The organism is Microbacterium galbum, assembly GCF_032464915.1.
GTDB classification, from domain to species: Bacteria; Actinomycetota; Actinomycetes; order Actinomycetales; family Microbacteriaceae; genus Microbacterium; species Microbacterium galbum.
On the sequence record NZ_JAWDIS010000002.1, the window covers coordinates 569,479 to 580,254 of the forward strand.

Here is a 10,776-nt window from a genome sequence, read left to right on the forward strand (position 1 = left end):
GGTGCCGTGGCATCCGGGATCGATGCGAGAGGTTGACGGGATCGACCTCTGCGCGGGACGGAGCCACCGGCGGGGGCGAATCGGCGCTCGGTCCGCCGATGAACGCGATCATCACCCCTGCTGCGACTCGGAACACGCGTCAGGGTACGACGATGACCTTGCCGGCGATGCGCCCCTCGGCCGCCTCCGCGTGCAGAGCGGGCAGGTCGCTGAGCGGGATGCGGCGGGTGACGTCCACCGTGAGGTCACCCGCGTCGACGAGCCGGACGATCTCGGTGAGACGGGCCGAGTTCGGGCGGACGAACACCGTCGCCGCACGGACGCCGCGTTCGTCGTCGCCGGGGGTCGTCATGAATGCGGTGGTGCTGACGACCACGCCACCGTCGCGGACGAGGGGCACCAGCGCGGTGAATTCCTCGGGGGAGATCGGAGCGAGGTTGAGCAGCACGTCGACCGGCTCGGCGACCGCGTCCCGCAGCATGGTGCGGGTGTGGTCGACGACCTCGTCGGCACCCGCGGCGCGGACCGCCGACGCACTGCGCGGGCTCGCCGTCGCGATGACGTGCGCTCCGGCACGGCGAGCGAGACGGATCGCGTGAGCCCCCACGGCGCCGCCGGCCCCGACGATGAACAGGCGCTGGCCCGCCTGAAGCCCACCCTCGTCAAACAGTGCCTGCCACGCGGTCAGAGCGACCGAGGGGAGAGCCGCCGCATTGGCGAGATCCACCCGGGAAGGAGCAGCGGTCAGGGACCGGGCCGGGGCGACGACGTACTCCGCGGCGCCGCCGTCGTCCTCCATCGGCAGGAAGCCGATCACCGCGTCGCCCACCGCGAGGTCGTGGACGTCTTCGCCGACCGCGTCGACCGTGCCCGAGACGTCGTAGCCGGGAACGTGGGGCAGCTGGATCGGGATCGGGAGGAATCCCGCCCGCATGCCGTTGTCCGCGGCGTTGAACGCCGACGCGGCGACCCTCAGGCGCACCTGATCGGCGCCGGGCTCAGGAAGCTGGATCTCCTCTGCGCGCAGCACCTCGGGTCCGCCGATCTCGTGGAATCGCATTGCCTTCATGATGTTCCCCTTCGTCAGATACTTCGTATTCGAAGCAACATGGGAACCCTAGCACTGCTACGAATTCGAAGCAACGCTAGGATGGGGGAATGAGCCGCGACGCATCCACGGTCAGTCCCACGCAGCTGCGCGCCTACCTCGCCTTCACCGAGGTCAGCAACCTCCTGCGACACGCGGTCGAGAAGCAGCTGCGGGATGCCGGCGAGCTGAGCTACGTGCAGTTCCAGCTCCTCGCGACCCTGGGGGAAGCGCAGGACGGACGCCTGCGCATGACCGATCTCGCCGATCAGCTGGTGCACAGCCGCAGCGGCCTGACCTACCAGGCGCAGACGCTGGAGCGGCGCGGACTGGTGACACGTTCGCCGTCGCCCGACGACGAACGCAGCGTCGTGGTCGCCCTCACCGCGGCCGGGCGGGACGTGCTCGCCGCCGTGTTCCCCGGCCACATCGACGCGCTGCACCGATTGCTGTTCTCGTCCTTGACGGACGCGGACATCGACGATCTCGCCCGCATCCTCCAGCGCGCGGCCGACCATCTGCGCGCCGATCCGCCCCGCTCAGCCGCGCCCCGGTCGGCGTCGAGCCGCTAAAAGCGCAGAACCCCGACACGAACCGCTGACGGCACGCGCGGTGTCGGATGTCAGCGCGACAGAGGCACCTCGATGAGCTGTCGACCCCCGCTCGGGGCCGTCAGCACCTGATCGAGAGCGACGCGGGTGGTGCAGCGGTGGTACTCCCATCCGAAGGCGAGGGCGAGCTGCTCGAGACGCGCGGCCTGGGGGGTGTACTGCACGCGCGTCATCGCATCGTCGCCGGCGACGGATGCCACCTCGAGGCCGTCGAAGATCGTGCCGCCTCCGTCGTTGCCGACCACGACCTGCAGGCGCGGCTCCTGCTCCCCCGGCGGCAGCAGCAGCGCGCCCATGTCGTGCAGGAAGGCGAGATCGCCCAGCAGCAGGCGCGTGACGCCCGGTCTCTCGTCGACCTGGCTGGCAAGGGCGACGCCCGTCGCGGTGGCGATCGTGCCGTCGATGCCCGCAAGGCCGCGATTGGAGTGCACGGTCACCTTCTTGCCCCCGAGCAGCTCGTCGGCCACGCGGACGATGCGCGACGAGCCGAACACCAGACGGTCGTGCGGCCAGGTGGCCCGCCACAGCGCGTCGACGAGGGCGGCCCGATCCACGGGCGCCCGCATCACGCCGACCTCGGCGTTGATCGCCCCGAGCCGCTCCGACGGGACGACGGATGCCAGCCCCTCGGCGTCGGGAGCGGGCGGCGACAGGTCGACGGCGGCGTCGCGCGAAGCGCGCATCCACTCGCCGAGCCACGCCCGATCGCCGGTGCCCGCCGGTCGCACGGCATCGACCGCGACCGTCGCGCCGTTCAGGTTCACGGGCTCGCCCGGTCCGCGCACCGCGAGGATCTCGACGTCGTCGCGCATGAGCAGCCGGGTCACCTCGCGGCTGAGCGTCGGGCGACCGAACACCACGACGCGCTCGATCCGCCCGCCGAGGTCGGGGTCGCGCAGCAGAGCGCGGTAGCCGTGCACCACGTGGCGGCCGAATCGCGCGCCGCTGACGATCTCGGCGACGAGGGGGAACCCGCCGTCGTGCGCGAACTGCTCGGCGGCGGGACCGGCGTCGGCTCCCGCGACCACGATGGTGCGGGGGCCGGAGGGCACGGGGTGCGCCGCCTCGGTCTCGGGCGCGACGTCGGCGACGCCGATGCCGCCGCCCCCCTGGTACAGCGCGCCGGACACGTCGGGATCTTCGGCGGCGGCGACGTCGTCGGATGCGGGGGATGCCGCCCGCGCGGCGAGCCACGACGGGGCGGCGCCGGCGAGGGGCTCGCGGAAGGGCACGTTGAGGTGCACCGGACCGGCGGCACGCGCTCCCTCGCCGAGAGAGGCGGCGAGCGCTTCGGCCGCGACCTGGTCGAGAGCTGCGCTCTGCTCGTCATCCCCGGTGTGGTCGACCGCCTCGGGAACGGCGAGATCGGCCTCGAACCGGGTCGCCGAGCGGAACAGCCCCGGCTGCCGGGTGGTCTGGTTCGCCCCGACCCCGCGCAGCTCCGGCGGGCGGTCGGCGGTCAGCAGCAGCAGCGGCACGCCGGCATGGTGGGCCTCGAGGGCGGCCGGCACGAGGTTGGCCACGGCGGTGCCGGACGTGCAGACGACGACCGCCGGCATCCCGGTCTCTCGACCGATGCCCAGCGCGGTGAAGCCGGCGACGCGTTCGTCGATGCGCACGTGCAACGCGACCAGGCCCGCGCGCTCGAGCTCGGCAGCGACGAGGGCGAGAGCCTGCGAGCGCGAGCCGGGGCTGACCACGATGTGCCGCACGCCACGGGAGACGAGACCGGCGAGCAGCGCGGCGGCCGCATCCGTCGAGGGCGCGGCGGACCGATCGTTCGGCGAGGTCACGAGCGGCTCAGCCGACGGTGCCGCGCTGGCCGCGGGTGTCGTCGTCGCCGGGCTTGCCGCCATCGGGAGTGTCACCCGGGTCGGTCGTGCGGGGCGGGCGCGGCGGTTCGTCGGCGTCGGCGTCGAGCTGGGCGAGCTCCTCCTCGAGACGTCGGATGCGCTCGTCCTGCTCGGCGCGCGCCGAGGCGGTCATGCGCCCGAGGAACTCGGGGTCGTCGTCGGGGGCGCGACGTACGACCGTCTGACTCGCCCGGCCACGACCGATGAGGAACCACAGGATGCCGCCGAGCACCGGCAGCAGGATGACGATGGCCATCCACGCCGGCTTGCTGACCCCGCGGTGACGCGAGGGGGGTTGCACAGCGCAGTCGACGATCGTGTAGACCCAGAACAGGACCGCCACGAACGCCAGGATGAGAAGCAGCCGTGCCATGGACCGATTCTACGTGCGTCGGCTGGACGAGGGCCCGGAGCTCTTCCTCATCCCCCACCGTCGAACGACCCGGGAAGGAGGCGAAGGCCGCCGCCGTAGAATGGATGAATGCGCGCACGTTCGGCCCTCGTCTACACGGTGCTGCGATTGCTCGCGTTCCTCGTGCCGCTCGGCGTCCTGCTGCTGTTCCCCGTGTTCCAGGAGCTCCCCTGGCTCGCGGCGATCTTCGCGGCCCTCATCGGCTTCAGCCTCTCGCTGCTGTTCCTCCGCCGCCCCCTCGAGAAGGTCACCGGCGGACTCGCCGAGCGCCGCACGCAGCGCAGCACGACGACAGGACGCCGCTCCGGTGCGGACTCCGACGCCGATGCCGAAGACGCGGTGGTCGACGCCGCACGCGTCGACGTCGACCGCGAGCAACGGCCCGCCGCGGACTGAGCTCCCACCGGCCGACTCGGCCGCACGGGAACCCCCGGCCGGACGCCCGCACCCCTCCCGTCATCCGGTCCGACCGGCGCGCTCGACCGACGGCGGGGCGACGCAGATCACGGCGCCCCTCCGCAAGGGGCGGTCGGACCCCCGCGGGGTCCGGATCAGCCGGCGAACGCCCAGAAGAGCAGCGCGCCGTAGGCGACGGACGTGAAGCTCGTCACCTGCAGCGCCGTGATGAGCTCCCGGGGTGTGCGGTACGTCCACACGATGAGGATCGCGGCCAGGCCGCCGAGCAACGCGATGAGGGTCAGCCAGGCGATCGGGTACACGAACGCCAGGAACACGGCGATCGCGAACGGGACGAGCACGAAGAGCGTGAACAGCACCTGGGTGGGACGCGGGCCGATCAGCACCGACAGCGTGCGCTTTCCGGCGAGGCGGTCCTGATCGATGTCGCGCAGGTTGTTGGCCAGCAGCACGGCGCACGCGAGCAGACCCGCGGCGACCGCGCCGAACCATGCTTCCTGCGGTAGCGCCTGCACCTGCAGCCACGTCGTGCCGAGGGTGGCGACGAGGCCGAAGAACACGAAGACGAAGAGCTCGCCCATCGCGTTGTAGCCGTAGGGGCGCTTGCCCCCCGTGTAGAACCACGCGGCGACGATGCAGACGGCCCCGACCGCGAGCAGCCACCACTGTCCCGTGCGTACGACCAGCGCCAGCCCGATGACGGCGGCGAGCGCGAAGAACGCGAGCGCGACGATCAGCACCGTGCGCGGCTTCGCCTTCCGGCCCCCGGTGAGGCGTCCGGGCCCCACGCGCACGTCGTCGGTCCCCCGGATGCCGTCGGAATAGTCGTTGGCGTAGTTGACGCCGATCTGCAGGGCGAACGCGACCGCCAGACAGGCGAGCGCGATCACCCAGTGGAGCCGCTCGTCGACGAGCGTCGCCGCTCCCGTTCCGATCAACACGGGGGTGATGGCGAGCGGAAGGGTCCGCAGGCGGGCGGCCGCGATCCAGTCGCGCGCCGTGGCCGGGGCGGTGGCCTGCGGCGCACCCGCCTTCGCCTTCTGCGGGTTGCCGCCGGGGCGACGCTTCTTGGCGGGGTGCGAACGCTTGCGAGAGGGTGCTGCCACGGAGGGCAATCCTATGCCCGCCGGTCGTGCCCCTGTCCGCACGTCGTGCCCGTGCCCGTACGATCTCGCCCGCGGGTCGCGCTCATGCCCGCGAGTCGAGCGCGACCGCGGCGCGCAGCGCCGCTCGGTCGGGCTTTCCCGACGACAGCGTCGGGAGCTCGGCGATCGAGACGACCCGCGCCGGACGCGCCGGTGCCCCCATCGACGAACCCACCACCGCGCGGATGCGCTCGAGGACCGCGGCCTCCGCGGCCGGTGGGATGCCCGGGACCACGACGGCGGACCCCTGTCCCCACTCGGCATCCGGGATCGGGACGACCACCGCCTCCTCGAGCCCCGCGATGGCTCGCACCGCCGCCTCCACCCGGTCGAGGGAGACGTTCACCCCGCCCGAGACGACGACGTTGTCGATCCGACCGGTCACGCTCAGCACGCCGTCGACGATCTCGCCCCCGTCGCCCGTGCGGTACCAGCGGGTGCCGTCGGCGCCGACGGGAAAGACGGATGCCGTGCGCTTGGGGTCACCGAGATAGCCCTCCGCGAGCGTGGGTCCCGACAGGAGCACCTCACCGTCGACGACCGTCATCCCGACCCCATCGAGCGGCACGCCGTCGTAGACGCAGCCCCCGCTCGTCTCGCTCGAGCCGTAGGTGCGCACGATCCGGGCGCCGAGGGCCTCCGCACGCGCCGCCACCGACGGCGCGAGGGCCTGACCGCCGATGAGGATCGCCTCGAACGAGCGCAGCGCCTCGGCCACCGTCGGATCGGCGTCCGCGGCATCCACCAACCGCTGCAGCTGCGCGGGGACGAGGGAGGTGTAGGTCGGCACGCGGGCGCCGTTGTCGTGCGACGCCATTCCGCGCGCCGCCGCGGCGAACGGCTCGGGGCGGAAGGGCCCCGCGACGACCGCGGGCTCGCGATCGGCCAGCAGGGCGCGCACGAGAACCTGCACGCCTGCGACGTAGGTCGCCGGCACGGCCAGCAGCCACGCCCCCTCCCCGATGCGCGCCGCGGTCGCGTACGCGCTCGCGATGAGGGCGTTCCGGCTGATCACGACCGACTTCGGCACACCGGTCGAGCCCGAGGTCGTCACGACGACGGCGGTTCCGGGTGGCACGTCGTCGGGCAGCGCACCGCCGCCCAGGGCGACGGCGGGACCTGCTCCGACGACGGCCGCCCTCAGCGCTCGCAGCACATCGCGCGGATCCGTGGATGCCGGCGGCTCGAGCCTCACGGGCGGGTCCGAGCCATCAGTAGTGCCACGGCACGTCGGACCAGTCGGGCTCGCGCTTCTCGAGGAAGGAGTCGCGCCCCTCGACGGCCTCGTCGGTGCCGTACGCGAGACGGGTCGCCTCTCCGGCGAACAGCTGCTGGCCGACGAGCCCGTCGTCGACGGCGTTGAAGGCGTACTTGAGCATGCGGATCGCGGTGGGCGACTTCGTCAGGATCGTGCGGGCCATCGACAGCGCTTCGCGTTCGAGATCGGCGTGCGCGACGACTCGGTTGACCGCGCCCATCTCGTACGCCCGCTCGGCGGAGTACTCCTCGGCGAGGAAGAAGATCTCCCGCGCGAACTTCTGACCGATCTGGCGCGCGAAATAGGCGGAGCCGTACCCGGCGTCGAACGAGCCGACATCGGCATCCGTCTGCTTGAACCGACCGTGCTCGCGGCTGGCGATGGACAGGTCGCAGACGACGTTGAGCGAGTGGCCGCCACCGGCCGCCCACCCCGGGACGACGGCGATGACGACCTTCGGCATGAACCGGATGAGGCGCTGGACCTCGAGGATGTGCAGACGACCGGCGCGGCCCGGGTCGTGCACGACATGCTCTTCGTGCGAGTACTTGTAGCCGTCGCGCCCCCGGATGCGCTGGTCGCCCCCGGAGCAGAACGCCCACCCGCCGTCTTTCTGGCTCGGGCCGTTGCCCGTCAGCAGGACGACGCCGATCCGGTGGTCCTGCCGCGCGATGTCGAGGGCGCGGTACAACTCGTCGACGGTGTGCGGACGGAAGGCGTTGCGCACCTCCGGGCGGTCGAACGCGATGCGCGCGACGCGTCCATCGTGGGTGACGTGGGCGGTGATGTCGGTGTACCCCTCGGCGCCGGGCGCCAGGGTCCATTCCGCGGGGTCGAAGAGCTCGGAGACGGTCACGGTTTCAGCCTACGCGCGGGCGCCCCGCACGGACCGGCGGGCGCCCACCTGTGGACGGACCCCGTGAAGCGCCGTAGCCTGGGCAACCCCGACGATCGGAGTCAGCATGACGAAGAAGGTGTCGATTCTGGGCCGCATCCGCGAATACTTCCTGGGTGCCCCCTCACACGACCAGTCCGAGGATGCACGGCGCTCGATGAACCATCAGAGCGAGACGGCGTACTACGCCGGCGAGGCCGTGAAGAACGGGACGGGCACGTCCGGCGGAGCACAGTTCAAGCCGTGAACGACGACAGCGGCGCCCCGATCGGATCGGGGCGCCGCTGTCGTCGTGGGGCGCCCTCAGCGATCGAGGCGCCCGCGCTCACGCGTTCTTCGCGTCGCGCCAGCGCAACCAGCGCTCGACGAGGGAGTAGTCCCATTCGGGACCCGAGAAGCCGAGCGTGAACAGGCGGGTTCCCGCGTCGAAGAGCGCGTCGGCGACGTCCTCGTCGCGGTCCTTGAGCTCGTTCGAGACGACGAGGTCGGACAGGTCGCGCTGCTCGGTCTCGGCCCACTTCTGAATGACGTCGAACTTGTGGGGCAGTTCGTCGGGCGTGACGAAGCTGTGCCAGATCTGGGCATGACGGGCGACCATGCGGAGGGTCTTCTGCTCGCCCTTGCCGCCGATCATGACGGGGATCTCGCGGGTGGGTGCGGGGTTGAGCTTGCCCCATCGGTCGGCGATGCGGTCGAGGTCGCTCGCGAGAGCGTTGAGACGCGAGCCCGCGGTGCCGAACTCGTATCCGTACTCGTCGTAGTCGCGCTGGAACCATCCGGAACCCGTGCCGAAGATGAAGCGACCGGTGTCGCCCCCCTTCTTGCTGATGTGGTCGACGGTGCGGGCCATGTCGGCCTGCAGGTCGGCATTGCGGTAGCTGTTGCAGTTGACGAGAGCGCCGAACTCGACGCGCTCGGTCTGCTCGGCCCACGCGGCCAGCATCGTCCACGCCTCGAAGTGCTCGCCGTCGGGATCGCCGTAGAGCGGGAAGAAGTGGTCCCAGTTGAACAGGACGTCGACGCCCATCTCCTCGAGACGGAGGACGGCGTCGCGGATGTCGGAGTACTGCACGTGCTGCGGCTGGATCTGGACGCCGAGCCGGACGGGGGTGTCGAAGAGCATGGCGTCAGCCTATGCCCGCTGCCGGGCGCCGAGACGGGTGGACCTCGCGGGCGACCGCACGTAGCGTGGAGGGTTCACGACGATCGGAGTCATCATGACGAAGAAGGTGTCGATCCTCGCGCGGATGCGCGATTACGTCTTCGGCCCCCGCCGCACGCACGAGCAGGCCGAGAACGCTCAGCAGTCGTTGGACGCGCAGAAAGACCTCTCCTCCTACACCGTCGAGCGCCAGACGTTCTGGCTCGGCGGGTTCGGCGGCGGCGGACCCCGCTGAGCACCATGATGAGGGAATGAGCACCGTCGCCCTCCCCCCGCTCGCCGACATCCTCGCCACCGCGCGGGTGGTGTCGCTTCCCCTCGCCGCCCGTTTCCGCGGCATCCTGACGCGCGAAGCGCTCGTGTTCGAGGGACCGGAGGGATGGACGGAGTTCTCGCCCTTCGTGGAGTACGACGACACCGAGGCCGCGACCTGGCTCGCCGCCGCCGTCGACTACGGGTGGGCGGCCTCCCCCGCCCCGGTCCGCGACGGCGTCGGAGTGAACGCGACGATGCCCGCGGTCGCGGCATCCGAGGTCGCCGGGCTCCTCGCCCGATACGACGGATGCCGGACGGTCAAGGTGAAGGTGGCCGAGGCCGGGCAGACCCTCGCCGACGACGTCGCGCGGGTCCGCGCGGTGCGCGAGAGCATGGGCCCGGAGGGGCGTGTGCGCATCGACGCCAACGCGGCGTGGAACGTCGACGAGGCGGAACGGGCCGTGCACGCCCTGGCCGAGTTCGACCTGGAATACGTCGAACAGCCGTGCGCCGAGATCGAGGAGCTCGCGCAGCTGCGGGAACGCATCGCCTACCTCGACATCCCGATCGCCGCCGATGAAAGCGTCCGCAAGGCGGCGGACCCGCTCCGCGTCGCGCGCAGCGGCGCGGCGGATCTGCTCGTCATCAAGGCGCAGCCCCTCGGCGGTGTCCACGCGGCACGCGAGATCGTGCGGCAGGCGGGACTCCCCGTCGTCGTCTCCAGCGCGCTCGACACCTCGATCGGGCTGTCGATGGGCGCCGCCCTCGCGGCATCGCTGCCCGCGCTCCCCTACGACTGCGGGCTGGGCACAGCCTCGCTGTTCGCCGCCGACGTGGTGGCATCCCCCCTTGTGGCCCGTGGTGGGGTGCTCTCCCTCGAGCGCCCGCGCCCCACCGGCCTCGACCTCGACCGCGTGGCCGCCGACGACGAACGGCGCGACTGGTGGGTGGCGCGCCTCGGCCGCTGCCACGACCTGCTCACTCGAGGATGAGGCCGACCACCTGTGACAGGCGATCCGCCAGACCGGACCGCGACTCCGACGGCGCCTGACGAGTGAGCAACGCCGTCTCGGACGTCGAAATCCACACTGACAGCAGAAGATCGGTGGCCACGTCCGCAGGAACGCGGAGCGAGAGTCCCCGCGCGGCGGCGATGTCACGGACGAGCTGGGTGACGCTCTCCCCCAGGCCCTGGTTGAGAGCCAGGTAGGCCTCGGCGAAACCCGGGTTGCGCAGCGCCTGCAGGCGCGTTTCGGCCCCGAGGAGGACGTCCAGCCGGTCCTCGCCGGTGGCCTCGAGCACCTCCTGGACGAGCTGCAGCACGTCGCCGGCGTCTTCGAGGCCGCGACTCTCGATCGATGTGACGCGCGCGCGCACCGCCGCGATCGTCGTCTCCGCCGATCGCGCGCACAGGGCCAGGAAGAGCTCCTCCTTCGACCCGAAGTTGGAGTAGAACGCGCCGCGGGTGAAGCCGGCACGCTCGCAGATGGCCTCGACCGACGCTCCGTCGATGCCGACCTCGGCGAACATCTCGGCTGCGGCATCCATGAGACGGACGCGTGTGTTCTCGCGGCGGCGCGTCGTCGCGGGCGCGGGATCGGTCATCCGAGGCCTCCTGTTCTCGGGTGACATCCAGGTTCGACAGCACCCCCGAGGGTCTAGGATACATTGTTGTATCCGA

General features: G+C 71.6%; 13 protein-coding genes. 5 read left to right on the top strand and 8 right to left on the bottom strand.

All coding sequences use genetic code 11. The features are described from left to right. Nucleotides 1-139 precede the first annotated feature (139 nt). The gene (locus RWH45_RS11925; RefSeq protein ID WP_315995103.1) at nucleotides 140-1,069 is read right to left on the bottom strand and encodes an NADP-dependent oxidoreductase; all 930 of its coding nucleotides are present in this window, start codon (nucleotides 1,067-1,069) and stop codon (nucleotides 140-142) included. An 89-nt stretch (nucleotides 1,070-1,158) separates the two neighbouring features. Between RWH45_RS11925 and RWH45_RS11930 the strand changes: the two genes are divergently transcribed. Continuing rightward, nucleotides 1,159-1,659, top strand: a complete 501-nt coding sequence (locus tag RWH45_RS11930; protein ID WP_315995104.1) for a MarR family winged helix-turn-helix transcriptional regulator — start codon at nucleotides 1,159-1,161, stop codon at nucleotides 1,657-1,659. Between the two features lie 50 nt (nucleotides 1,660-1,709). Here the strand turns inward: RWH45_RS11930 and menD are convergent, their stop codons facing one another. Together menD and RWH45_RS11940 are read right to left on the bottom strand one after the other, a co-directional pair. Beyond that, nucleotides 1,710-3,554: a 2-succinyl-5-enolpyruvyl-6-hydroxy-3-cyclohexene-1-carboxylic-acid synthase gene (gene menD, locus RWH45_RS11935; RefSeq protein WP_437127339.1), complete on the bottom strand. Its 1,845-nt coding sequence runs from the start codon at nucleotides 3,552-3,554 to the stop codon at nucleotides 1,710-1,712. Then, nucleotides 3,499-3,924, bottom strand: coding sequence for a PLDc N-terminal domain-containing protein (locus RWH45_RS11940; protein ID WP_315995106.1), 426 nt, complete (start codon nucleotides 3,922-3,924; stop codon nucleotides 3,499-3,501). The genes menD and RWH45_RS11940 overlap by 56 nt, the downstream gene beginning before the upstream one ends. A gap of 108 nt (nucleotides 3,925-4,032) precedes the next feature. On the opposite strand from RWH45_RS11940, the gene RWH45_RS11945 reads away from it, so the two are divergent. After that, on the top strand, nucleotides 4,033-4,359 hold the full coding sequence (locus RWH45_RS11945; RefSeq protein WP_315995107.1) for a DUF4229 domain-containing protein: 327 nt from the start codon (nucleotides 4,033-4,035) through the stop codon (nucleotides 4,357-4,359). A gap of 155 nt (nucleotides 4,360-4,514) precedes the next feature. Here RWH45_RS11945 and RWH45_RS11950 read toward each other — a convergent pair whose 3' ends face one another. From RWH45_RS11950 to RWH45_RS11960, 3 genes are all read right to left on the bottom strand, one after another. Continuing rightward, nucleotides 4,515-5,486, bottom strand: coding sequence for a 1,4-dihydroxy-2-naphthoate polyprenyltransferase (locus RWH45_RS11950; RefSeq protein ID WP_315995108.1), 972 nt, complete (start codon nucleotides 5,484-5,486; stop codon nucleotides 4,515-4,517). A gap of 82 nt (nucleotides 5,487-5,568) precedes the next feature. Next, nucleotides 5,569-6,720: an AMP-binding protein gene (locus RWH45_RS11955; RefSeq protein WP_315995109.1), complete on the bottom strand. Its 1,152-nt coding sequence runs from the start codon at nucleotides 6,718-6,720 to the stop codon at nucleotides 5,569-5,571. Between the two features lie 16 nt (nucleotides 6,721-6,736). Then, on the bottom strand, nucleotides 6,737-7,639 hold the full coding sequence (locus RWH45_RS11960) for a 1,4-dihydroxy-2-naphthoyl-CoA synthase (RefSeq protein ID WP_315995110.1): 903 nt from the start codon (nucleotides 7,637-7,639) through the stop codon (nucleotides 6,737-6,739). A 106-nt stretch (nucleotides 7,640-7,745) separates the two neighbouring features. Here RWH45_RS11960 and RWH45_RS11965 point away from each other — a divergent pair, with 106 nt between their 5' ends. Further along, nucleotides 7,746-7,925 (top strand): hypothetical protein, encoded by a 180-nt coding sequence (locus RWH45_RS11965; protein ID WP_315995111.1) that lies wholly within the window; start codon nucleotides 7,746-7,748, stop codon nucleotides 7,923-7,925. Between the two features lie 78 nt (nucleotides 7,926-8,003). Here the strand turns inward: RWH45_RS11965 and RWH45_RS11970 are convergent, their stop codons facing one another. After that, a complete protein-coding gene (locus tag RWH45_RS11970; protein WP_315995112.1) occupies nucleotides 8,004-8,801 on the bottom strand; it encodes an LLM class F420-dependent oxidoreductase in 798 nt (265 codons plus the stop codon). 94 nt (nucleotides 8,802-8,895) lie between these two features. On the opposite strand from RWH45_RS11970, the gene RWH45_RS11975 reads away from it, so the two are divergent. Together RWH45_RS11975 and RWH45_RS11980 are read left to right on the top strand one after the other, a co-directional pair. Then, entirely contained in the window at nucleotides 8,896-9,075 is a 180-nt protein-coding gene (locus RWH45_RS11975; protein WP_315995113.1) for a hypothetical protein, read from the top strand. Between the two features lie 16 nt (nucleotides 9,076-9,091). Next, nucleotides 9,092-10,087: an o-succinylbenzoate synthase gene (locus RWH45_RS11980; RefSeq protein WP_315995114.1), complete on the top strand. Its 996-nt coding sequence runs from the start codon at nucleotides 9,092-9,094 to the stop codon at nucleotides 10,085-10,087. Here RWH45_RS11980 and RWH45_RS11985 read toward each other — a convergent pair. Beyond that, nucleotides 10,074-10,700: a TetR/AcrR family transcriptional regulator gene (locus tag RWH45_RS11985; RefSeq protein WP_315995115.1), complete on the bottom strand. Its 627-nt coding sequence runs from the start codon at nucleotides 10,698-10,700 to the stop codon at nucleotides 10,074-10,076. The genes RWH45_RS11980 and RWH45_RS11985 overlap by 14 nt on opposite strands. Nucleotides 10,701-10,776: the final 76 nt, after the last annotated feature.

Excerpts from the sequence above, each read along its gene's own strand:
- RWH45_RS11925 (WP_315995103.1), bottom strand. The coding sequence starts at position 1,069 with ATGAAGGCAATGCGATTCCACGAGATCGGCGGACCCGAGGTGCTGCGC.
- RWH45_RS11930 (WP_315995104.1), top strand. The coding sequence starts at position 1,159 with ATGAGCCGCGACGCATCCACGGTCAGTCCCACGCAGCTGCGCGCCTAC.
- menD (WP_437127339.1), bottom strand. The coding sequence starts at position 3,554 with ATGGCGGCAAGCCCGGCGACGACGACACCCGCGGCCAGCGCGGCACCG.
- RWH45_RS11940 (WP_315995106.1), bottom strand. The coding sequence starts at position 3,924 with ATGGCACGGCTGCTTCTCATCCTGGCGTTCGTGGCGGTCCTGTTCTGG.
- RWH45_RS11945 (WP_315995107.1), top strand. The coding sequence starts at position 4,033 with ATGCGCGCACGTTCGGCCCTCGTCTACACGGTGCTGCGATTGCTCGCG.
- RWH45_RS11965 (WP_315995111.1), top strand. The coding sequence starts at position 7,746 with ATGACGAAGAAGGTGTCGATTCTGGGCCGCATCCGCGAATACTTCCTG.
- RWH45_RS11970 (WP_315995112.1), bottom strand. The coding sequence starts at position 8,801 with ATGCTCTTCGACACCCCCGTCCGGCTCGGCGTCCAGATCCAGCCGCAG.
- RWH45_RS11975 (WP_315995113.1), top strand. The coding sequence starts at position 8,896 with ATGACGAAGAAGGTGTCGATCCTCGCGCGGATGCGCGATTACGTCTTC.
- RWH45_RS11980 (WP_315995114.1), top strand. The coding sequence starts at position 9,092 with ATGAGCACCGTCGCCCTCCCCCCGCTCGCCGACATCCTCGCCACCGCG.
- RWH45_RS11985 (WP_315995115.1), bottom strand. The coding sequence starts at position 10,700 with ATGACCGATCCCGCGCCCGCGACGACGCGCCGCCGCGAGAACACACGC.